The sequence below is a fragment of the Christiangramia forsetii KT0803 genome (assembly GCF_000060345.1).
GTDB lineage: Bacteria > Bacteroidota > Bacteroidia > Flavobacteriales > Flavobacteriaceae > Christiangramia > Christiangramia forsetii.
Genome location: NC_008571.1, coordinates 155,451 through 179,207, shown reverse-complemented (window position 1 = coordinate 179,207; position 23,757 = coordinate 155,451). Strand labels below are relative to the sequence as shown.

19 protein-coding genes are annotated in these 23,757 nt (G+C 37.9%); 13 read left to right on the top strand and 6 right to left on the bottom strand.

Going from position 1 to position 23,757, the window contains the following annotated elements; translation table 11 throughout:
• Nucleotides 1–135: 135 nt before the first annotated feature.
• Both GFO_RS00715 and GFO_RS00710 read left to right on the top strand, forming a co-directional pair.
• Nucleotides 136–3,444 (top strand): glycosyltransferase family 117 protein, encoded by a 3,309-nt coding sequence (locus GFO_RS00715; RefSeq protein ID WP_011708072.1) that lies wholly within the window; start codon nucleotides 136–138, stop codon nucleotides 3,442–3,444.
• Between the two features lie 523 nt (nucleotides 3,445–3,967).
• Nucleotides 3,968–4,660, top strand: a complete 693-nt coding sequence (locus tag GFO_RS00710) for a polysaccharide deacetylase family protein (RefSeq protein ID WP_011708071.1) — start codon at nucleotides 3,968–3,970, stop codon at nucleotides 4,658–4,660.
• Here the strand turns inward: GFO_RS00710 and GFO_RS00705 are convergent.
• Nucleotides 4,644–4,940, bottom strand: coding sequence for a thioredoxin family protein (locus GFO_RS00705; protein ID WP_011708070.1), 297 nt, complete (start codon nucleotides 4,938–4,940; stop codon nucleotides 4,644–4,646). The genes GFO_RS00710 and GFO_RS00705 overlap by 17 nt on opposite strands.
• A 75-nt stretch (nucleotides 4,941–5,015) precedes the next feature.
• On the bottom strand, nucleotides 5,016–6,239 hold the full coding sequence (locus GFO_RS00700; protein WP_011708069.1) for a metallophosphoesterase: 1,224 nt from the start codon (nucleotides 6,237–6,239) through the stop codon (nucleotides 5,016–5,018).
• 154 nt (nucleotides 6,240–6,393) lie between these two features.
• Between GFO_RS00700 and GFO_RS00695 the strand changes: the two genes are divergently transcribed.
• The 3 genes from GFO_RS00695 to GFO_RS00685 all read left to right on the top strand — a co-directional run bounded on the left by GFO_RS00695 (nucleotide 6,394) and on the right by GFO_RS00685 (nucleotide 11,180).
• A complete protein-coding gene (locus tag GFO_RS00695; RefSeq protein ID WP_011708068.1) occupies nucleotides 6,394–7,371 on the top strand; it encodes an isoaspartyl peptidase/L-asparaginase family protein in 978 nt (325 codons plus the stop codon).
• A 460-nt stretch (nucleotides 7,372–7,831) separates the two neighbouring features.
• Nucleotides 7,832–10,660 (top strand): DNA polymerase I, encoded by a 2,829-nt coding sequence (gene polA / locus GFO_RS00690; protein WP_011708067.1) that lies wholly within the window; start codon nucleotides 7,832–7,834, stop codon nucleotides 10,658–10,660.
• A 7-nt stretch (nucleotides 10,661–10,667) separates the two neighbouring features.
• Nucleotides 10,668–11,180 carry a DUF3124 domain-containing protein gene (locus GFO_RS00685; protein WP_011708066.1) on the top strand — a complete coding sequence of 171 codons (513 nt, stop codon included), beginning with the start codon at nucleotides 10,668–10,670 and terminating at the stop codon, nucleotides 11,178–11,180.
• Nucleotides 11,181–11,199: 19 nt separating this feature from the next.
• Here the strand turns inward: GFO_RS00685 and GFO_RS00680 are convergent, their stop codons facing one another.
• Together GFO_RS00680 and GFO_RS00675 are read right to left on the bottom strand one after the other, a co-directional pair.
• The gene (locus tag GFO_RS00680) at nucleotides 11,200–13,848 is read right to left on the bottom strand and encodes a DUF5916 domain-containing protein (RefSeq protein WP_011708065.1); all 2,649 of its coding nucleotides are present in this window, start codon (nucleotides 13,846–13,848) and stop codon (nucleotides 11,200–11,202) included.
• 143 nt (nucleotides 13,849–13,991) lie between these two features.
• Nucleotides 13,992–14,561, bottom strand: coding sequence for a lipocalin-like domain-containing protein (locus tag GFO_RS00675; protein WP_041249960.1), 570 nt, complete (start codon nucleotides 14,559–14,561; stop codon nucleotides 13,992–13,994).
• A 354-nt stretch (nucleotides 14,562–14,915) separates the two neighbouring features.
• On the opposite strand from GFO_RS00675, the gene rplM reads away from it, so the two are divergent.
• The 8 genes from rplM to GFO_RS00630 all read left to right on the top strand — a co-directional run bounded on the left by rplM (nucleotide 14,916) and on the right by GFO_RS00630 (nucleotide 22,078).
• Nucleotides 14,916–15,371, top strand: a complete 456-nt coding sequence (gene rplM / locus GFO_RS00670) for a 50S ribosomal protein L13 (RefSeq protein WP_011708063.1) — start codon at nucleotides 14,916–14,918, stop codon at nucleotides 15,369–15,371.
• A complete protein-coding gene (gene rpsI, locus GFO_RS00665) occupies nucleotides 15,371–15,757 on the top strand; it encodes a 30S ribosomal protein S9 (RefSeq protein WP_011708062.1) in 387 nt (128 codons plus the stop codon). The genes rplM and rpsI overlap by 1 nt, the downstream gene beginning before the upstream one ends.
• 166 nt (nucleotides 15,758–15,923) lie before the next feature.
• Entirely contained in the window at nucleotides 15,924–16,823 is a 900-nt protein-coding gene (gene rpsB, locus GFO_RS00660; RefSeq protein ID WP_011708061.1) for a 30S ribosomal protein S2, read from the top strand.
• Nucleotides 16,824–16,913: 90 nt separating this feature from the next.
• The gene (gene tsf / locus GFO_RS00655; protein WP_011708060.1) at nucleotides 16,914–17,738 is read left to right on the top strand and encodes a translation elongation factor Ts; all 825 of its coding nucleotides are present in this window, start codon (nucleotides 16,914–16,916) and stop codon (nucleotides 17,736–17,738) included.
• Nucleotides 17,739–18,139: 401 nt separating this feature from the next.
• Nucleotides 18,140–18,862, top strand: coding sequence for a tRNA1(Val) (adenine(37)-N6)-methyltransferase (locus GFO_RS00650; protein WP_011708059.1), 723 nt, complete (start codon nucleotides 18,140–18,142; stop codon nucleotides 18,860–18,862).
• Between the two features lie 249 nt (nucleotides 18,863–19,111).
• A complete protein-coding gene (locus tag GFO_RS00645; RefSeq protein ID WP_011708058.1) occupies nucleotides 19,112–20,287 on the top strand; it encodes an acyl-CoA dehydrogenase family protein in 1,176 nt (391 codons plus the stop codon).
• A 271-nt stretch (nucleotides 20,288–20,558) separates the two neighbouring features.
• Nucleotides 20,559–20,996 (top strand): SRPBCC family protein, encoded by a 438-nt coding sequence (locus GFO_RS00640; RefSeq protein WP_011708056.1) that lies wholly within the window; start codon nucleotides 20,559–20,561, stop codon nucleotides 20,994–20,996.
• Between the two features lie 296 nt (nucleotides 20,997–21,292).
• Nucleotides 21,293–22,078 carry a DUF3050 domain-containing protein gene (locus GFO_RS00630; RefSeq protein WP_011708054.1) on the top strand — a complete coding sequence of 262 codons (786 nt, stop codon included), beginning with the start codon at nucleotides 21,293–21,295 and terminating at the stop codon, nucleotides 22,076–22,078.
• A gap of 199 nt (nucleotides 22,079–22,277) precedes the next feature.
• Here the strand turns inward: GFO_RS00630 and GFO_RS00625 are convergent, their stop codons facing one another.
• Nucleotides 22,278–22,613 (bottom strand): 2Fe-2S iron-sulfur cluster-binding family protein, encoded by a 336-nt coding sequence (locus tag GFO_RS00625; protein WP_011708053.1) that lies wholly within the window; start codon nucleotides 22,611–22,613, stop codon nucleotides 22,278–22,280.
• 82 nt (nucleotides 22,614–22,695) lie between these two features.
• Entirely contained in the window at nucleotides 22,696–23,757 is a 1,062-nt protein-coding gene (locus GFO_RS00620; protein WP_011708052.1) for an NAD(P)/FAD-dependent oxidoreductase, read from the bottom strand.

Below are 23,757 nucleotides of genomic sequence, written 5' to 3'. Positions count from 1 at the left end.
CTGAAAAAATATCATCCCTCACTCTTTCTCTTCATTCTCAGCATTTTCCAAAATAAATGCTTTTATCTTTCGTTTTTAAAGCATTCAGCATTTTATTATTAAATTCGCCACTTTAGTACAACTACACGAGTATTTATGACAGATTTTAACTTTGGTAAGTGGAACAAAATTTTAGGTTGGCTGGTATTTTTAATCGCCTTAACCACGTACACTCTTACTTTGGAACCTACGGCAAGTTTCTGGGATGCCGGTGAATACATTGCAACTTCTGCTAATCTGGAAGTAGGACATCCACCGGGTGCTCCTTTTTATCAAATGATGGGTGCTTTTTTCTCCACTTTTGCCCCGGATAATACGAAGGTGGCTCTTATGGTGAATTTCATGTCTGGTTTTGCCAGTGCAGTTGCCATTATGTTCATGTTCTGGTCTATAAGCTTACTGGTACTTAAAGTTGCGGGACCGGTTGCTAAATTAACCTCCTCAAAAAAAATAGCTGTTCTTGGTAGTGCTTTAGTAGGGTCTCTAGCCTTTACTTTTACCGATAGTTTCTGGTTCAATGCGGTGGAAGCTGAAGTTTATGCCATGGCCGCATGCTTTATGTCGGTCATGTTTTACCTGGGTCTGTTATGGGAACGGGATATGTTCACGCCTCGTGGAAATCGCTGGATCATATTAATTTCATTAGTGATAGGACTTTCTTTTGGAGTTCATTTTATGGGTCTTTTAACCCTCCCTGCTATAGGTTTTCTGTATTTCTTTAAAAATTATAAAAAGGTTACCGTTAAGAATTTCATTATCGCAAATGTGGTGGTGGTAGCAGTCTTGATGTTTATTTTCAAACTTCTTCTACCTTACACACTTACCTTCTTTTCTGCTTCAGAATTATTTTTCACCAACAGTCTGGGAATGCCCTTTAATACCGGGACGATCGTTGCCTTATTGGTAATTATTGCAGTATTTTATTTCGGAATAAATTATACAAGAAAAAAGAACTTTTACAAATACAATACCCTGTTATTATGCATCCTCTTTGTACTGGTAGGATTCTCTAGTTGGGTAATGCTTCCAATAAGAAGTAATGCTCCAACGGTAATTAATGAAAACAGTCCTGATAACGCCCGGGAGTTATTAGCTTACTACAACCGTGAGCAATATGGTGAAACTCATCTTTTTTATGGTCCGCAGTGGTCTGAAATGTATTCCGGTTTAGATACTGAAAATCCCTATGAAGACGCTAAGCCCAAGTATGAGAAAGATGAGGAACTTGGTAAGTACGTCATTGTAAATGATTATAAAAATGCCAAGCAAAATCTCGACGATGATCATAAAGCCATACTCCCCAGAATGTGGAGTACTGAGCATGCAACAAATTATATGGAATTCACCGGACCGCTGGATTTCAAGATCAAATCTGAATACCAGGGTGAGGAGAGACTTCTTCAGGCCGTAAACGACTTTAAAAATCAATTTTCACGTGGGGAACGTGATATGGAGGATTATCATAACTTCCTGAGACAAATGAGCGATTACCTGGAAGTTGAAAAACCTGGATTCGCAGAAAATATTGGCTACCTGCTGGAATATCAGGTGGGTTATATGTACTGGCGCTATTTTATGTGGAATTTTACCGGGCGCCAGGATGACATCCAGGGAAAATATAATGATTTACATGGTAATTGGCTCAGTGGTATCGATTTTATTGACGAAATGCATATTGGTTCACAGGATGAACTGCCTTCAGACGTAAAAAATAACAAAGCCCGAAACACTTATTTTTTCTTGCCTCTTCTACTAGGCTTAATTGGATTGGTTTTTCACCTTAAAAGAGATAAAAAGAATTTCTGGGTCCTTATGGTGTTCTTCCTGTTCACCGGAATTGCCTTAAAAATATACCTGAATGAACGTCCATTTGAACCTCGGGAAAGAGATTATGCTTTAGTGGGTTCTTTTTATGTTTTCGCTATCTGGATAGGCTTTGGAGTCTATGCTATTTTTGACAAATTTCGAAAGTCTATTAGTCCAAAAATTCTTGCTCCTGCAGTCGTAATTATCAGTTTATTGTGTGTTCCTACTTTACTGGCTTCAGAAAACTGGGACGATCATGATAGATCAGGTAGAGATACCGCACAAACCATGGCCCGCATGTACCTGGATTCTGTAGACGAAAATGGAATTTTATTTACTATTGGCGACAATGATACCTTTGCGCTCTGGTATGTTCAGCAGGTTGAGAAATACCGGACAGATGTTCGAATTATCAATACCAGCCTTCTGGCTACAGACTGGTATATAGACCAGATGAAACGCAAAGCTTTTGAAAGCGACGCGATTCCATCTCAACTGGACAATGAGTTTTATAACGGAAAGAACGATGCTATTTTCTTAAGAGAGGTTACCCAGGATACCATTCCTATCGGCACCTGGATGAACTATATTGAAAATGAAGATCCGCGTACCCAGGCAGAGCTGCAAAGCGGAACCTTCATCAACACTTTCCCTTCCAGATATGTTAGAATCCCTGTGGATAAGCAAAACGTACTTCAGAATAATATCGTAGATAGATCTGAAGCTGATGAAATTGTAGACCATATAGATATAACTATTGGAGACCAGATACTTTATAAGAACCGACTCCTAATGTTGGATATTCTGGCAAATAACAACTGGGAAAGACCTATCTATTTTACCGGCGGAAGCTTTGGAGATGAAGACTACCTGTGGATGAAAGATTATCTGCAATTAGAAGGTGTTACCTATAAATTGGTACCAATACGCACTCCTCTGAATCCGCGAAACCCATTTGATATGGGAAGAGTGAATACTGAAAAAATGTACAATATTGTCAAAAACTGGGATTGGGGTAATATGGGATCTGATGATATTTATCACGATCCTGAAACCCGTAAGAATTCTATTACTTACCGAAGTAATCTTGCTAGATTAACTGAAAATCTTTTAAATGAAGGCGATACCATTCATGCGGAAGAAATTCTTGATCTTGGAATGAAAAATATGCCGGTTGAACATTATGAATATTATACTTTACTCGAACCTTTTATCACAGGATACTATGAGGTAAATAAACCTCAAAAAGCTCGTGAGATATGGGAGAAAGTTGCTGAAAAATATCAGGAAAACCTATCTTTTTATAGCAATTGGGATGTTGATAGGCAATATATGTATGCCGATGAGATCATTACAGACATGGAAAGATATCGCGGACTAGTGGACATGATGATGGTTTATGCCGACAGGGAAACTGCTCAGAAAAAAGCGGAAGAATTTAATAACTATTTGAAAATGTTTAGACATTTCTATCAGGAAGATGAAGAGATAGACGCTGAGGCCCAATCTCCTCAGGAAGAAATCCTGGAAGCGCTTGATGGCGCCGTACCGGTTGAATCTTCTGTTGATTCAATGAGATTGGATTCGGTTGAAAAATAAATGGAAGTTAGTTAGCTGTCATTTCGACGGAGCGTAGCGGAGGAGAAATCTCTAGTATGATATTAAAAATTCAAATTGAGATCTCTCCCTATGGTCGAGATGACAAAATAGACAGAGCAAGAGTTCGCAAATAATTACTGAAATAATTCAAAAATTCAGTGGTCATTTCGACAAAGTGCAGCGGAGGAGAAATCTCTCGTATAACACCAACTAAAATGAAATCTCTTCCTTTGCTGGAGATGACACATTCAATAGAGCGATAATCTCGAGAATTGCTTCAGCTCCAATTAAGGTCATGAAACCAATTCAAGGTGTAAAACATGGTGCAATCAAAGGCAGTTGGCAGCCTGAGCGCAGTCGAAGGCATCTGGTAAACTTTAGACTTCAGAAATTGGAGGTTGGAAGTTGATTGATTTTCAGGAGATGCTGAAACGAGTTCAGCACGACATTAATAATTAATCATTCTATCGTCACCCTGAACTTGTTTCAGGGTCTTCATTGTAACCAAAGGAAAAACATAGGAATGAAACTTTTCCGTCCAAAATACCCGTCAATTCTGAAGTTTTTATACCCGCAAAGGGTTTCAAAAATTAATGATAAACATTCTATTTATCTAACATTTGATGATGGGCCAATTCCAGAAGTTACTCCGTGGGTACTGGACCAACTTGTAAAATATAATGCAAAAGCCACTTTCTTTTGTATTGGCGATAATGTAAAAAAACATCCGGATATTTTCCGAAGGATCTCTAACGAAGAGCATTTTATAGGAAATCATACTTATAATCACCTCAACGGCTGGAAAATTTCAAATTCTGAATATATAGAGAATACCTGGCAGGCTGAGGAGATAATGATAGAATCTGGAAATCAAGCTAAAAATAACAAACCTCGAACTAAGAACTCCGAATTAAGAACTCCTACCTACAAACTATTTCGGCCTCCTTACGGTAAGATCAAAAACTCACAGGCTAAACAGCTAAATAAACAGGGATTTAAAATTGTAATGTGGGATGTGATCAGCGGAGATTATGATCAGGATTTTTCTGCAGAAAAATGTTTTAATAATGTTATCAAAAATGGTACAGCGGGAAGTATCATAGTTTTGCACGACAGTAAAAAAGCTTTCAGAAATCTCAAGGAAACACTTCCAAGAATATTAGCTTATTATTCAGAAAAAGGACTGGAATTCAGAAGTCTCAAAGATGTTCTTTAAGCAAACCAATAAGTGTATTGGCATCCTGCTCGCCACTATGTCGCCACTTCATCTCACCAGACTTATAGATCATTAGTGTAGGAAGCCCTTTTACACGCAGCGCTTCAGCCAACTGGGAATTTTTATCCACATCAATTTTAATCACTTTCGCCTTGTCTCCCAATGCCGCAGCGACATCTCTCAACACAGGATGCATAGCTACAGAAGCATCGTTCCATTCGGTATAAAAATCCAAAAGAACAGGAATATTTAAGTCTACTAATTCACCAAATTTTGACATAATTCAGGATTTATTTTTAGCTCATGGTTTCCACCACTTATACCAGCTTTAATCAAATATAGGAAATTCTTGTAATTATGCGGGTTTCGAACCTTTTTTCAATTCGATAACACTAATCTCCGGCCAGATTCCAATACGCCCGGGATAAGCAAGAAAGCCGAAGCCTCTATTTACATTAATATATCTTCCTGCTTCTTCATAGATCCCAGCCCAATGCTTATATCTGTACTGAACAGGGCTCCACTTGAACCAACCAGGGATCTCAATCCCGAATTGCATTCCGTGTGTATGCCCACTCATGGTTAAATGATATTTTTTAGGATGCATCTTAACTTCCTGCTCCCAGTGCGAAGGATCATGGCTCAATAAAACCTTGAAATCCTTTTCATCAACACCCTGTCCAGCTTTCTCAAGATCCCCTACCTGCTTAAAACCTGCTCCCCAATTCTCTACTCCCACCAACGCGATACGCTGACCATCTTTTTCAATAAAACGGTTTTCATTGAGCAAAAGGTTCCAGCCCATTTCACCATGTGTCTGCTTCAACTTATCAAGATTTTTTTTCTTGGCAGCAGCGCTTTCCCAATTATGGTAGTCTCCATAATCATGGTTTCCTAGAATAGAATAAACGCCATCTGTTGCTTTTACTTCAGAAAACAACTCTTTCCAGCCATCCATTTCTGAAGCTTTATTGTTCACCAGATCCCCGGTGAAAACCACGAGATCACTGGCTTGTTCTTTCAAAAGATCTACACCGTATCGAATTTTCTCTTTATTATCAAAACTTCCGCTGTGCACATCACTAATCTGACTAATTTTATAACCATCAAAAGCTTCTGGCAGATCTTCGAAATATAGCGTATATCGTAAAACACGAAAATTGTACTTTCCTTTATACATTCCGTAGAGTAGACCTGCAAAAGGAATGGCCGCCAAACCTATCGCAATGGTGCTAATAAATTTTCTTCTAGAGGGCATGTCAAAACTCTGTGAAGAACCGAAAAACTTCTGAATTCCAGCAATCGGAATACGCACAACATCCTCTCCCAACATTACAAAAGACAGCACGATTTTTCCGACAAAGAAAGCCAGAAAGATTCCTATAGCATAACCACGTCCTCCTCCGAAACCATCATTAGGTGCCGGTTGATTGAATTGATAGAATAAATTTCCAATTACAATTGCTGAAATGATGAAATAAATCACCGCAACCCAAATGTTTTTAGTAAAAACCCTTAAGGCCTGATAAGCATAAATATCAACAACCAGATAGATCGCTGCGAGAATAATCCAACGCATTAATAACAATTTTTCGCGAAGATAAGTTTTATAGAATCTATGAATATTGAATTAACGATAATTTAAGTTGATCGTTTCCAATGGAATATCAATAAAGGTTTGAGATTTAGTTCCAGAATATCCAAAATATTATATTTATGCAATCATTATAAAAATGAAACGCAGAAATTTTATAAAGAATACGGGGATTGCCGGAGCTGGCTTAAGTGCAACTCCTTCGCTATTTTCCAAAACTATATTAAACGAATTAAATATGACTCAACAATATCCGGTGGCCGTTGCCACCTGGAATTTTCAGAATGCCACAAAAATGGCGGGAAAAATGTTAGAAAATGGCAAATCTGCCCTTGATTCCGTAGAAAAAGGAGTGATGGTTGAAGAAGCTAATTTAAAAAATACCACGGTTGGAAATGGTGGTGCACCAGACAGGGACGGAAATGTAACCGTAGATGCCTGTATTATGTCTCCCGATGGAGATGCCGGCGCTGTAGTTTACCTTAAAGAAATTGAGCACCCGGTTTCTGTAGCCAGAAAGGTCATGGAAGAAACTCCACATGTAATGCTGGCCGGGGAAGGAGCTTTGCAGTTTGCCATTCAGCAGGGATTCCAAAAGAAAAATCTGCTTACCGAAGATTCAGAAAAAGCCTGGAAAGAGTGGCTGGAACATAAAGAATACAAGCCTATTATCAATATAGAAAATCATGATACTATTGGCATGCTCTGCCTGGACAAGAAAGGTGACATTGCCGCCGCTTGTACCACTTCAGGTTTATCATACAAGATAAACGGTCGTGTTGGAGATTCCCCTCTAATTGGTGCCGGACTATTCCTTGATAATGAAGTTGGAGGTGCCGTTGGAACCGGGATGGGTGAAGCCATTATGAAAAGTGTAGGTAGTTTTTTAATAGTAGAACTCATGCGAAATGGAATGTCTCCTCAGGAAGCCTGCAAGGAAGCGGTGATGAGAACTATTAGAACAGCTCCCAATTATAAAGATTTTCAAGTGGCGTATGTTGCCTTAAATAAGCAGGGAGAGATCGGGTCTTATTGTATTCATAAAGGATTTAGTTATGCGAAATTTCATAAAGGAGAGAGCACTGACAATTTGAGTGCTTCTTATTTAAATGAATAATTGCTGTAATATCCGCAAAATATCTCAACATCATAAGCGTCATTCTGAACTTGTTTCAGAATCTAATAATAATTGGAATTGACAAAGCAATCTGAGACCCTGAAATAAATTCAGGGTGACGACCAAATACTATTCTTTTTTTTGCCACGAATGCACTAATTAATCCCCTGGCATTTCGATGTCAGGCTGAGCGCAGTCGAAGCCTAGTCCAGAAATTAAAAGCGCGAAATAAATATCTGATTATTTCTATATAAATTATTAGTGCATTCGTGGCAGATATTAATATTTAATGTCTGAATTTATTGGTATTAAAATTCACATTTGGACTGTCCTTCGACAATGCTCAGGACAAGCTGTTCAATGTGACATTAAATATTCATAATTGAATCCTTTCATAAGGAAGACTGACTTAATCTTTGTAGTTTTGAAATAATCTCAACTTTATATTTAAACAATCTCAATGGCCGATCAAAAACGCCTTTTTTTACTCGACGCATACGCTCTAATTTTCCGCGGATATTACGCTTTTATCAAGAACCCGAGGATCAATTCCAAGGGATTCAATACCTCCGCGATCATGGGTTTTACCAATTCTCTTTTTGATGTGATAAGAAGAGAAAAACCCGATCATCTGGCAGTATGTTTCGATAAAGACGGTAGCAAGGAAAGAACGGAAATGTTTGCTGAATATAAAGCGAACAGGGATGAAACCCCGGAACCTATTCGAGAGGCTATTCCAATTATTCAGGATATTTTAAAAGCGATGCATATTCCCGTGGTAGAATGCGCCGGAATGGAGGCCGATGATATTATTGGAACTCTGGCCAAACAGGCCGAAAAGGAGAATTATAAGGTTTATATGGTTACTCCTGATAAGGATTTTGCACAATTGGTTTCTGAAAATATCTTTATGTATCGCCCTGCAAGAATGGGTAACGGAATAGAGATTTGGGGAATTCCCGAAGTTCAGAAGAAATTTGAAGTAGAAAGACCCGAGCAGGTAATCGATTTCCTTGGAATGATGGGAGATTCTGTAGATAATATTCCGGGACTTCCGGGAGTGGGTGAAAAAACTGCCAAAAAATTCCTCAAGAAATACGGCAGTATGGAAGCCCTACTTGAAAATACCGATGACCTGAAAGGGAAAATGAAGGAGAAGGTGATCGAAAATGCTGAATTAGGGCGTTTATCTAAAAAACTGGCGACGATCTTCATTGATTGTGATGTGAAATTTCATGCAGAGGATTACGAACTTTCCATGCCCGACGGGGATAAAGTTCAGGAGATATTTGAAGAATTAGAATTCAGAAGATTAAAAGATCAGTTTATAAAATTATTTAGCGGAGAAGAAGAAACAAAACAAACCCAGGTCTCGAATTCACCTTCAGCTAAAAAGAATGCGCAGGCAACTGCCGGAGCGGGACAATTCTCCTTATTTGGTGGAGATGGCGAAGAGATTGAGAGAACTTCTTCCAGAACTAATCTTTCAGATACGCCACATTTCTATCAGTCATTGAATACTGAAATGGCTAGAAAGATCTTTATTGAAAAACTTCTGAAACAAAAGAGCGTTTGTTTCGATACAGAAACAACCAGTTTGAATACTCTGGATGCTGAATTGGTAGGAATTGCTTTCTCCTGGGAAGCCGGAAAAGGTTTTTATTTGCCGTTTCCTGAAGAAAAAAAAGAAGCCCAAAAACTCATAGAAGAACTCAGAAATTTCTTTGAAAACGATAAAATTGAAAAGATCGGCCAAAACCTGAAATATGATATTAAAGTTCTGGACAAATATAAGATCGACGTAAAAGGTGCATTATTTGATACCATGATCGCGCATTATCTTATTAATCCGGATATGCGTCATAATATGGATGTGCTGGCGGAAACATACCTTAATTATACTCCGCAGCCCATTTCAGAATTGATCGGTAAAAAAGGTAAAAATCAGGGTAGCATGAGAGATGTGGCATTGGATAAACAAACCGAGTATGCCGTTGAAGATGCCGATATCACTTTTCAGCTTAAAAACCTTTTTGAAAAAGAACTGGAGGAAGCTGAAACCAGGAAACTTTTTAATGAGATTGAAATTCCGCTAGTAGAAGTTCTTGCCGATATGGAACTGGAAGGAATTAAACTGGATGAAGAATATTTAAAGTCATTATCTGAAGCGCTGGCTTCAGACATTAAAGATCTCGAGACCAAAATTTATGAAGCTGCAGGTGAAGAATTTTTAATTAGTTCCCCAAAACAGCTGGGAATCATTCTGTTTGAGAAAATGGAATTATCTAAAAAACCCAAGAAAACCAAGACCGGGCAATATTCCACCAGTGAAGATGTACTTTCAAGTTTAGCTGAAGAAAATGATATTGTTCAACATGTTCTGGATTACCGCGGACTTGTTAAACTTCAGAATACTTATGTAGATGCACTCCCGAATCAGGTAGAGAGAACAACGGGTAGAGTACATACAGATTATGTACAAACCACTGCAGCAACGGGAAGATTGAGTTCAAACAATCCAAACCTTCAGAATATCCCTATTAGAACAGAAAGAGGAAAACAGGTTAGAAAAGCATTTGTGCCCAGGGATGAGAATTATGTGCTGCTTGCTGCCGATTATTCCCAGATAGAACTAAGGATCATTGCCGCTTTGAGTAATGAAGAGAATATGATCCAAGCGTTTAAGGATGGAGAAGATATTCATGCATCTACTGCTGCAAAGGTTTTCAACGTGCCGTTGGAAGAAGTGACCCGAGAGCAAAGAAGCAATGCGAAAACTGTAAATTTCGGGATCATTTATGGAGTTTCCGCTTTTGGACTAAGCAATCAAACGTCACTTTCCAGAAGTGAATCGAAAGAACTCATCGATACTTATTATAAAACATATCCAAAACTTAGTAATTTCATTGCAGATCAGGTGGAATTTGCCAGGGAAAACGGTCACGTATCTACCGTTTTGGGAAGACGTCGCTATTTAAAAGATATTAATTCCAGAAATGCCATTGTGAGAGGTGCAGCTGAACGCAACGCCGTGAATGCTCCTATTCAGGGAAGTGCTGCCGATATCATCAAACTGGCGATGATCAATATTCATAAAAAACTGAAGGAAGAAAATTATAAAACTAAAATGCTACTTCAGGTACATGATGAACTGGTATTTGATGCTCATAAAGATGAATTGGAAAAAGTTCAGAAAATGATAAAATCTGAAATGGAGAACGCTTATAAACTGGAAGTTCCTTTAGATGTAGATCTTGGGGTTGGCAAAAACTGGCTGGAAGCGCATTAATCATATCATGATAAAAAAGGGAATTTTAATCATATTTTTTGCCGGACTCATCACATCTTGTGAGGATGAGAAAACGATCAGCTCATACAATCCTGTAGATTGGGAAGCCAGAGGTGTAGAAAATTCTGTTACAGATTCTTTAAAAAAAGGCACTTCATACCTTTCAGTTTATTCAGAAATATATAGCCAGACAGAACATAGAACGCATAATCTTACTTCAACGGTAAGCATGAGAAATGTTGATATAAATGATACCATTTATATTGATAAAGCTGAATATTTTAATACGGAAGGAAAACCTATACGAATTTATTTTGATCATCCCATTTATATCGCCCCACTGGAGACTGTAGAGATCGTAGTTGATGAAACCGATATCGCTGGAGGAACGGGTGCCAACTTCATTTTTGAATGGTCAACTAATGAGTACTCACCAGAACCACTTTTTGAAGGAGTGATGATCTCCACTTCGGGACAACAAGGCTTATCATTTACGAGCAAAGGTGTTAGAATAAAGTAAAGCAAACTTCTTACCGCAATTATAATATAAATCTATAGGTCGCTTTTATTAAAAAGGTATTCTGTGGTCGTTGTCTTAAAAGTTGATTATCTACGATCGCACTGAATTTATTGTTCACATCACCCAAACCGGTCACTCCTTGCGACCACACGAAGAAAATTTCAGATCCGGGAATATATTCCCAACGAGCTACGAGATTCGACCGGAATTGCACAAAAGCAAAATCTGGATTGTTAATAGTGTAATCTGTCACAGCATCCCTGTTTTCATCAATCAAATAAGAATCGTTTTCAAAAGAAATTTGATCGCTATCATACCACGAAACCCTTTTATTCAAATCTTTTGCAGTAGGATCTAACACGTAGTTTAAATTTGAATAATCTGCTTTAAATATAAATGGCTGCCCGTAATATTGAATAGACAGATTGGGATTAATACTGTAATTCACCCTCAATGTAGCGCTTAATGTCTCCTGATCTATGTCCCCTAATATATAACGGGCAGAATTGCTAAATGATCTTTCTGCTATATATTGTGTTTTGCTGGGATTCTCCTCATACTCCAGATCTAAAGAAAGATTCAGGGAATTTAAAGGCTGGTATTTTGTTCCAACCACATACCTCCTTAGACTAAAGGCATCCTGTTTGGCCTGTGAATGAACATATCCAAGCCTGAAACTTAGCTTTTTCCTCTGATCGGTTCCCGAAAAAAGATACCAGAAATTCTCTTCATTAAACCTCCATCGCGGACCTCCCCTTAAAAACGAGTTGACAAAAATTCTGGGTTTATGAGCAGCTCCACCTTCACTCCACCAGTTATTTTTATAATTGATAAATGCTCCTAGTTCATATTGCATCCGGTTATAATTTCCTTCAAAATCAAAAGCACTGGATTGCTCAACACCTATACTGGCCCTTCTAAACCAATTGGTAGACTCATTAAAAAGCCTTCTCACTCCTATGTATTGACGTATGTCATCTGCCTGACGTAAAAATCCAATATCATTGGTCTCCAATTCCGGGGAGATCCATTTACCACCGGCATTATAACGCCATTTCCCGCCGCCACCTTTTCCAATTTCAAATCTACCACCGGTTCCTGTAAGGGATGTTTTATTAGGATCTAATTCTACATGATCTGCATCCACTCTCTGAAATAAATGCACAATAGAATTTTGAGTATTCAGAATCGCTTCCTCACTACCCCGAACATGGCTTAAAACAGCATTTCCTTCAAAGTAGAATGTTCTTTCTTTCCAGTTGTGTTTAAAATCCAGGCCTCCAGATAGTGCCTGAGTATGTAAAAAACCTAAATCTTCCTCAATATTTCTATGAGTAGCAGTAAACATAGTCCCTATATAACTATTCCTGTCGTTAAAATCTTTTTGAACCCGACCAACGAGATAGTTGGTCAAAGGCTCTACAAGAACTTCACTTTCTTCTCCATTCTCATTGGTTACATCAGCATATTCTTTGGCGGTTACAGATTCCAGAATACCTATTGTCCATCCATTTTCGGTTTTTCCGCTAAATTTTGCAGCGCCAAGTATTGTAGTGTTATTTGGCGTATCAGCATATACTACACCCGGCCCCACTGCTCTGCCCTGTGGCGATCTCCCAATCCTTCTGGAAAAGAAAAGATTGTCCTGCGAATTCCCGAATCTATAATCAAAAATGTTCTTGTTTTCTACAAAGAATGGTCTTCTCTCCTGAAAGAAAATCTCGAATCCATCAAGAGAAACAGCACCCGGATCGGCATCTACCTGTCCAAAATCAGGATTAATAGTAAGGTCTAAAGTAAGGTCGTTGGTGATTCCAATTTTCGCATCCAGACCCGCAGTCAATTCTCCGTCTTTCCCATCTCTGTAAGGATTACCTGGTTCCTCTTCATAGGTTTTATATTTTGTTACTGAATAAGGCTGAATCTCCAATTGCTTTTGAGGCTCTAAATCTTTTAACCCCCTAAGTTCACCAAAGGAACTTACCCAGCCGGCGGGATTTGCCGGAATAGGTTGCCAGGTAGATCGTTCTTCTTTACTAAAATATCTTCTGGTAGCTTGAATTCCCCAAACCTGGTCTTTTGCATTACTAAACCTAAGCTGACTAAGAGGGATTCTTAGTTCAGCGGTCCAGCCCTCATCGTCTATATTTGTTTTTACGTACCAGATAGGATTCCAGCTACTATCCCAGTTATTACCATTATTTGATACAAATTCATCCCCCTTTACACCACTCACAGAAGTTGTAAACGAAAATGCGGTTCGATCATCATTATAACTATCAATATTTAGTTCAATCCAGTCTCCGGGAAAGTCATCCCTTCTGCCCATTCGTTGAACTATATTTTCAGGATTAGATTCATAGCAGCGAAAAGCGACATAAAGATTCTTTTCATCATAAACAATCTTCATTTTTGTTTGCTGACTTGGAGGTGTACTATTATCTGGCTCCCATTCAATAAAATTTGAAGTCCAATCCACCGAATTCCAAGCCGAATCTTCAATAAGCCCGTCAATTTTAATGGGATCTAAATTCTTAACCGAGGTTGTGCTGTAAGTTCTTTTAGCAAAACTCACCTCCAGCTCAGGTTTTTTATTTGCTGAAGTTTGGGAATGCAGCTGAAAAAAAGAGAAAATAAATACAAGAAATACTGATTTGATGAAATTCATGGGTGGATATTGATTGATGGTTCTATATAAAGACGCTACAAATTTGAAGATGTTACACTATAGCCTATAAACAAAAAACCTCACAAATATCAATTTGTGAGGTTTTTCCAACTAACACTAAAACTACAATTAGAGCAGGCTCACTATGATTTAGTATACTCCAGCTCTAAAATTCTTATTGGTGAAGCCTGAGTATTTCCAGGATCATTCACATATTGATTAGATTCGATCTTTGTCACATCAAAAGAAAACTTATTACTATCTAAATTAATAGCCTTTTCATGAGTATAAGTTTCGCCATTAATGATCATTGAAAGGATCAATTTATTTTCTTCCACTTGCCATTTACCATTATCCATTCTATCCGTAAGACATAAAAACTGATCATTTGAAGTTTCAGCTTCAAAAGTCATCTGGGCGTTATTAGTTACAAACGTACCATCCTGGTCAAATGTTATACTCATTGTGTTAAAACAATCAGTTTCGTTTAAAAGATTTCTGCTGGAGATCTCATCCTGGTTCAAATTTACGGCAGTGTCCGCAATCATTCCTGAAAGTTTCCAGTATCCAATCATATCATTGGTAGTAACTGCAGTGGCGTTACTAACTTTCAATTGAGATTGATCTGAGACTTCTTCTTTACTACAGCTTGAAAAAACTGCGACAAACAGGAACAAAACTGCCAGAGTTTTAATTTTAAATAGGTTATTCATTTTCATAGGGCATTTAATTCAAGGCAAACATAAAGAACTCTTAATTTTTTTATGACTTTTTTAACATTAATATTGACGTTAATCGATTTTTGATGTGTTTTATCGACCCCTAAGACTTGAACACCTATCACTATTATGTAATAAGCCTACATAATATGGTAATAATGCTAAGATTTCTTACAAAGATTTTTCATGATTAGATTGCATTGAGAATCAAGCATTTCAAAGCAAATAAAATAATCTTTTCGGTATTTGCTATTAGAATTTATAATTGTACATTTGCACCCCTGTTTTCCCGATTGAGATTCGGGTAAATGGGATCGGAATGTTTAATAATTAGTAAAATCAATTGGTGTGGACACATTAAGTTACAAAACAGTATCGGCTAACAAAGCCACCAGAACCAAAGAATGGGTTGTGGTAGATGCTGAAGGACAAAATTTAGGTCGTCTTGCCTCAAGAGTAGCATACCTACTTAGAGGAAAGCACAAGCCTAACTTCACCCCACATGTTGATTGCGGAGACAATGTTATTGTATTGAATGCGCAGGGAATCAACTTGACAGGAAAAAAATGGGACGCGAAAGAGTACATCCGTCACACAGGTTTTCCAGGTGGACAAAAAAGTCTAACAGCTGCCGAGCTATTCGAAAAAAGTCCTGAGAGACTTGTCGAAAAGGCAATTAAAGGAATGCTTCCTAAGAACAAACTTGGAGCAGACTTATTCAGAAATTTAAAGGTTTATGTAGGATCTGAACATGATCACGAAGCTCAAAAACCTAAAACTATTAACTTAAACGACGTTAAGTAATGGAGGTAATTCACAAAATTGGCCGTAGAAAAACAGCTGTGGCCCGTGTATATGTTTCAGAAGGAAAAGGAAACATTACCGTAAACAAGAAAGACCTTAAAGATTACTTCACTACTGGTACACTTTTATACAAAGTAAACCAGCCAATGATGCTTACCGAAAATGAAGGAAACTTCGACGTTAAAATCAACGTTTACGGTGGAGGTATCACTGGACAGGCTGAAGCGATCCGTCTTGCACTTTCCAGAGCTATGGTAGCGCTAGACGAAGAAAACCATGGTGCTCTTAAGCCAGAAGGTCTTCTTACAAGGGATCCACGTATGGTAGAACGTAAGAAATACGGTCAGAAGAAAGCCCGTAAGAAATTCCAGTTCTCTAAACGTTAATATTATTACCGGAATATTTTCCGGGGAGTTCATTAAAAAATTAATTTTTTGTTGTTATTCTGTTCATGCCGGGCAGAAGTTAGTTTAGCATCTAAACACTCAGGGCCGTACTTAAATGTAGCCACCTGGATGTTGCTATCTCAACAGAACGTAAACTATTACAAAAATGGCAAACAAAGTAGATGTAAAAGAATTACTTGATGCTGGTGTTCATTTTGGACACTTAACCAGACGTTGGAACCCAAATATGGCCCCATATATCTATATGGAGCGTAACGGAATCCACATCATCAACTTATATAAAAGTGCTGCTAAAATGCAGGAAGCAGGTGATGCTCTTGCAAAGATCGCAGCAAGCGGAAGAAAGATCCTTTTCGTAGCTACAAAGAAACAAGCGAAAGAGATCGTTGCTGAACAAGCTGAAAAGGCAAATATGCCTTATATCACTGAGCGTTGGCCTGGTGGTATGCTTACCAACTTTGTTACTATTCGTAAAGCTGTTAAGAAAATGGCTTCTATTGATAGAATGAAGAAAGACGGAACTTTTAACTCTCTTTCAAAAAAAGAGCGTTTACAGGTAGATCGTCTTAGAGCTAAGCTAGAAAAGAACTTAGGTTCTATTTCAGACATGTCAAGACTTCCAGCTGCGCTTTTCGTTGTAGATACTACACGTGAGCACATCGCGATCAAAGAAGCACACAAATTAAACATTCCAATTTTTGCGATGGTAGATACCAACTCAGATCCACGTGAGGTTGATTATCTAATTCCATCTAACGATGATGCTTCTAAATCTATTAGCAAAGTTGTTTCTTACGTTGCAGATTCTATCGTAGAAGGTCTTTCTGAAAGAAAGTCTGAAAAGTCTACTAAGAAGAAAGAAGAGAAAGCTTCTAAAGAAGAGAAGTCAGACAAAGCTCCAAAAGAAAAAAAGGAGAAGAAAGCTGAAGTTCCTTCAAAAGATGCTGAAGATAAAAAAGCAATGAAAGAAGCTAAGAATGATGTAAAGCTTGAATCTAAAAGTGAAACTTTAGACAAAGCAAAAGCATCTAACGAAGAAGAATAAAATAACGTTTTCATAAAATCTAAAAGTCGTTTAGTTTCTTTCTTTATAGTTAGTTTCTAAACGACTTTTTTTAAATAAAAGAACAATATTATGGCTAAGATAACCGCCGCTGAAGTAAATAAATTAAGAAAAGCTACCGGTGCAGGAATGATGGACTGCAAGAAAGCATTAGTGGAAGCTGAAGGTGATTTTGACGGAGCAATTGAATTGCTACGTAAAAAAGGCCAGAAAGTTGCTGCAAAGAGAGCCGACAGAGATTCTTCTGAAGGAGCTGCAATTGCACAGGTAAATGGAGACAACACTAAAGGTGTGATCATTTCTTTGAACTGTGAGACAGACTTTGTTGCTAAAAATGATGACTTTATCAAAATGGCAAATAATTTCGCTGAGATAGCTCTTAATTATTCTTCGAAAGAAGAGTTCCTTAAAGCAGATTATAAAGGAATTTCTGTAGAAGATAAGCTAACAGAACAAACTGGAGTTATCGGTGAGAAAATTGAAATCGGTGCTTTTAGAACTCTGGAAGCTCCTTTTGTTGGATCTTATATCCACGCAGGTAACAAAATTGCTGTTTTAACAGGCCTTTCTAAGAGTGTAGACGGAGCTGAAGAAGCTGCTAAGAATGTTTCTATGCAGGCTGCTGCGATGAATCCGGTTGCTCTTAACGAAGAAGGTGTTGATCAGGGAACTATAGATAAAGAGATCGAGATCGCTAAAGATACTTTGAGAGAAGAAGGAAAGCCAGAGAATATGCTTGACAAAATCGCTCAGGGAAAACTTCAACGTTTCTTTAAAGATAACACTTTGGTGCACCAGGCGTATATCAAAGATAACAAGCAAAGCGTTGCAGACTACGTGAAAACTGTAGACGGTGCTCTTGAAGTTGTTGCTTTTGAAAGAGTAGCTTTAGGATAATCTATATTGAAAATATATTTTTAAAAGAGGTTTTATTCATTTAAAACCTCTTTTTTTGTCTCTAAGAATCTGTCATTTCGAAGAAGCGAAGCGACTGAGAAATCTCAAACAAATTCTGAACTTCATAGAGATCTCTCCCTATGGTCGGAATGACAATCAGCTGTCATTTCACTGCGAGCATAGCGGAGCGGTATCATTATCAGATTGCTGTACTACGCTCTCAACGACCATCAACTGTCATTCTGCGATAGCGCACTGAAGAATCTCTTGCTAAGAAATTCTGACTCAAATGGAGATCTCTCCCACTGGTCGAGATGACAATGCTAATTTGTGGTCATTTCGAAAGAGCAAAGCGACTGAGAAATCTTATTATTTTATTGTTTCATTGATTCATAAAAAATATGTCCAATCAACCCTTTAAATTCAAACAATTCAGCATAGACCAGGATCGTTGTGCGATGAAAATTGGTACCGATGGAGTGCTTCTCGGTGCATGGGCTTCTCTTGAACATTTTCCTGATAGTATTCTTGATATTGGAACCGGAACAGGATTAATTGCTTTAATGCTGGCTCAAAGATCTGATGCGGAGCTTATCGACGCCTTAGAAATTGAAGAGAATGCCTATGAACAGTCGGTTGAAAATTTTGAAAATAGCGATTGGGGAGATCGACTTTTCTGTTATCATGCAGCATTTGATGAATTTGTAGAGGAAATGCAGGATGAAGAAAAATATGACCTCATCATTTCGAATCCTCCTTTTTATTCTGAAAATTATAAAACAGGCGATGAATATCGGGATCAGGCAAGATTTGCAGACGCACTACCTTTAACAGAATTGATACAAGGAGCTTCCCACCTACTTTCAGAAAATGGGCATTTAGATCTGATCATTCCTTTTTCAGAAGAAAGGAAAGCACTCGAAATTACCAGTTCTCATAATTTGTTTCCAAATAAAATAACCAGAGTAAAAGGCACAGCAAATTCTCCTATTAAAAGAAGTCTTATCAGTTTTAATTTTCAGAAATCTGAGACGGTGATCGATGAGCTTACTTTAGAAATATCAAGACATCATTATACCGAAGAATTTAAGGAATTAGTCCAGGATTTCTATCTGAAACTTTAATCTACCTCTTCAATTTTAAAAATCTATCGTCTAAGTGTAAGCTGTCTCAAAAGTTAGAAATACGTCATCCTGAATTCATTTCAGGATCTTAACAATTTGACAATCAATAATAGTTAGAAACTGAAATAAGTTCAGCATGACGTTCAAGATAAACCTAGAAGGTTTTCAAAACCCTAAAGGTTTAATCATTAAAAATAAGATTGCTTCTCACAAAAGACTTGGTTACATTTGTTGGAAACACTACACAAAATGAAACCAGATCAATTTCAGGCACCTGATTATTACAATATTGACGCATTACTAACCGATGAACATAAAATGGTTCGCGACGCGACCCGGGAATTTGTAAAGCGTGAAGTTTCACCAATTATTGAAGAAGCAGCCCAAAAAGCTGAATTTCCCAAACAGTTAATCAATGGTCTTGCTGAAATTGGTGCTTTTGGACCATATATTCCTGAAGAGTATGGCGGCGCGGGATTAGATCAAATTTCTTACGGTTTGATCATGCAGGAAATTGAACGGGGAGATAGTGGAATTCGATCTACCGCTTCGGTTCAATCTTCCTTGGTCATGTATCCTATCTTTAAATACGGAACGGAAGAGCAAAAGAAAAAATTCCTGCCAAAACTGGCTTCTGGAGAAATGATTGGATGCTTTGGCCTGACAGAACCAGATCATGGATCTAACCCCGGTGGGATGACGACCAATTTTAAAGATAATGGAGATCATTATTTATTGAATGGAGCTAAAATGTGGATTTCTAATTCTCCTTTTGCTGACATTGCGGTTGTTTGGGCAAAAAATGAAGATGGACGCATACATGGTTTGATCGTGGAACGTGGAATGGAAGGATTTACAACTCCTGAAACGCACAATAAATGGTCACTTCGTGCAAGTGCCACGGGAGAATTGATATTTGACAATGTAAAAGTTCCGAAAGAAAACCTGATGCCGAATAAATCTGGTTTAGGAGCTCCATTAGGTTGTTTAGACTCTGCCAGGTACGGAATCGCCTGGGGAGCTATTGGTGCCGCTATGGATTGCTATGACACTGCCTTAAGATACGCCAAAGAAAGAGAACAATTTGGAGTGCCCATCGCTTCAAAACAACTTCAGCAGAAAAAACTGGCAGAGATGATCACAGAAATCACCAAAGCCCAGTTAATGGCGTGGCGATTAGGGACGCTCAGAAATGAAGGAAAAGCAACTTCTGCACAAATTTCCATGGCTAAGAGAAATAATGTGGAAATGGCGATTAAAATTGCCAGAGAGGCAAGACAGGTTCTAGGTGGCATGGGAATATCTGGAGAATACAGTATTATGAGACATATGATGAATCTTGAAAGTGTGATCACTTATGAGGGAACTCATGATATACATTTATTGATAACCGGTATGGATATTACGGGACACGCAGCCTTTTAAGACATTTCTGAATTAAGGGCATTATATATATAATTATGAAGACCACGGCTTTATCGATCCAAAATATGAAAACGGAAATTTTAAGATATCTTGATCGCGGAAAGTATAGACTGTCATTTAAAATAGTCCTTTTGCTTTTAAGTGCAATAATGATCTATTCTGCAGGAAAAAGTTTAGGTGAAATTATTTATCATATCTTAAATTAAATACGCGATCTGAAAATCGTAATATTCACGACATCCTTCTATTAGTCAAAGATTATTTAAGAATTATGAAAAAAGTTCATTATGAAATAGAGATCAACTGCTCCAAAGAAGAAGTATTTTCAATAATGCTGGATAAAGAGCATTACCGGGAATGGACAGCTGAATTTAATCCAACCTCGCATTATGAAGGTTCATGGGAAGAAGGCAGTAAGATTTTATTTCTAGGTGAAACTGAAGATGGAAATAAAGGCGGAATGTATAGCCTGATCGAAAAGCTTGAACCTAACAAATTCATAAGCATAAAACATCTGGGAATGCTGGAGAAAGGCAAGGAAACTTCCTTTGACAATGATCTTTACGAGAATTACTATCTGGAAAATACAAGCGGCTCTGCCTTATTAAAAGTAGAAATAGATACGGAAGACGACTGGATAGAATACTTCGATAATACATGGCCTAAAGCACTTCAGAAATTAAAGGAAGTCTGCGAGAAAAAGTGCTAGATTTAAATCAGATCAAAACAAGGGCAACGCTTACAACGTTTGCCCTTTTTATATTTTTCACAGCATTTTACCTTTAAAGGTTTCGGTTTTTTAGCCACAATCCCATCTACCCTCAAATAGTCTTTAGACTTATTCGAATAAAATACGATTACGTATACGTTCTTAACCTCTTCAACAACCATTTTTTTAATTTAATTGAAATGGCTGATCTTCTGCGTTAAACAAGCTATAAAAACCCTCTAAGATTTTCTAAATAGTGCTTCAGCTTTTACCTTTGCAGAAAATTTTAAAGAATTATGATTAAAGAGATAAACGAAAGTTTAAAACCTCTAACTAACCAGTTAATAAATCATACTTTATATAAGAAGATCAATACTCCAGAACAGCTTCAGATATTTATGGAGCATCATGTTTTTGCAGTATGGGATTTCATGTCCTTGTTGACAGCTCTACAGGAGATCCTTACCAAAACCACAAACCCATGGTTACCTGTTGGAGATCCTGAAACCAGGTATCTTATCAATGAAATTGTTCTTGCTGAAGAAACCGATATCAATATTCATGTCGAAAGGCAAAGCCATTTTGAAATGTACCTGGATGCAATGGAAGCCGCCGGAGCTAATAAGGGTAAAATTGGGGACTTTTTAATGCAGGTAACCCATGGAACCGATATATTTCTGGTTATCGCAACAAGCAACCTCCCTATCAGTATTAAACAATTTCTTAAACATACGTTTGAAGTTGTATATAGTAGAGAATCGCACAAAATCGCCTCTGCATTTACCTTTGGCAGAGAGGGATTGATCCCGGGTATGTTCACCGCAATTATCGAAAAAGTCCAGAAGAATTTTCCTGAGGATGATTTAAGTCTGTTCAAATATTATTTTGATCGCCATATTGAATTAGATGGTGATGAGCATGGACCAATGGCCTTTAAAATGGTAGAAGATCTATGCGGAGATAATAAGCGAAAATGGGAAGAAGTGAAGCAGACAGCTGAAAAGTCACTTGAAAGCAGAATAGAACTTTGGGATGGAATTGAAGCTGAAATTGAAGCTAAAACACAACATCAATATGCGTAAATGAGACTGCTTCGCTTTACTCGCAGTGACTTTCGATTATTAAATTCTTGATTTAATGTTCTGTCATCTCGACCTCAGGGAGAGATCTATATCAGATTTTCCAATATAAAGAGATTTCTCAGTCGCTGCGCTTCTTCGAAATGACAAAGCAATTCAGGTTTTTAACTGCGAGTCCTGAATCTTGAACTTTAAATAAAATTTATTCTGAAGATGGGGCGATCTTTACTTCCAGTCCATCTAAACCTTCAGTAATAGGAATCTGGCAACTTAAGCGACTATTATCTTCCACAAGAAACGCCTGATCTAACATATCTTCCTCTTCAATACTCATTTCAGGGAGCATATGTTCAAAATTAAGCATATAGCACTGGCAGGAAGCGCACATGGCCATACCTCCACAAATTCCTATAGTACCTTCAGGAGCCAGCTCATAAGAGCGAATCACTTCCATAAGGTTCATATTCATATCGGTTGGAGCATCTATAGTATGAGCTTCCCCTTCGCGGTCTATAATGGTAATTTTTACGTCAGACATCTTATCAACAATATCAATTCGTCAAGCGGAACTCGATTCAGCTACTCCTTAGATCCTGAAACAAGTTCAGGATGACGAAATTTTAATTTATACTTTTAACAACTTCTTTCTTAGCTTCTTTCTTACTTCCGTCAAATCCGCTTACTCCGCTTACGGTGGTATATTTCATCACATATTTCTTATCCGGATTTATGCGTTGATATGCACTCTGACACATGATCGCCGCTTCATGAAAACCACAAAGAATAAGCTTTAGCTTTCCTTTATACGTATTCACATCTCCAATAGCATATATCCCGGGAATATTGGTTTGATAATCGTATGCATTATCTACTTTGATAGCGTTCTTTTCAATTTCCAGCCCCCAGTTTGCGATAGGCCCAAGTTTTGGTGAAAGTCCGAATAGTGGAATAAAATGATCTGTATCTTTTAATTCTTCTCCACGTGCCTGATCTCTATGCCTGATAAGTACTGAATCTAATTCATTTTCTCCTTTAAGATCTACTACCTCAGCATCAGTAATCAAATTAATCTTTCCAATTTTTGAAAGCTCTTCAACTTTTTCTACGGAATCTAAAGCTCCACGAAAATCTTTTCTTCTATGCACCAGAGAAACTTCAGAAGCGACATCAGCAAGGAAAATACTCCAGTCTAATGCTGAATCTCCACCTCCCGCAATCACCACTTTTTTATCTCTATAAACTTCAGGATCCCGAATAATATAGGCAACCCCTTTATTTTCATATTCTTTAATAGATGGAATAGGTGGTTTTCTAGGCTCGAAACTACCCAAACCTCCAGCGATTACAACAACCGGCGCATGATGTTTGGCTCCCTGACTGGTTGTTACAATAAAACTCCCATCTTCCTGCTTATCTATGGTTTCTGCTCGTTCTCCCAATGTAAATCCGGGTTCGAACGGTTTTATTTGTTCCATAAGATTATCTACCAGATCCCCGGCTAATACTTCAGGGAATCCGGGAATATCATAAATGGGCTTCTTTGGATAAATTTCAGAACACTGGCCTCCCGGTTGCGGAAGAGCATCTATCAAATGGCACTTCAATTTTAATAAACCTGCTTCAAAAACAGCAAAAAGACCGGTGGGTCCGGCACCAATGATAAGTATATCGGTTTTAATCAT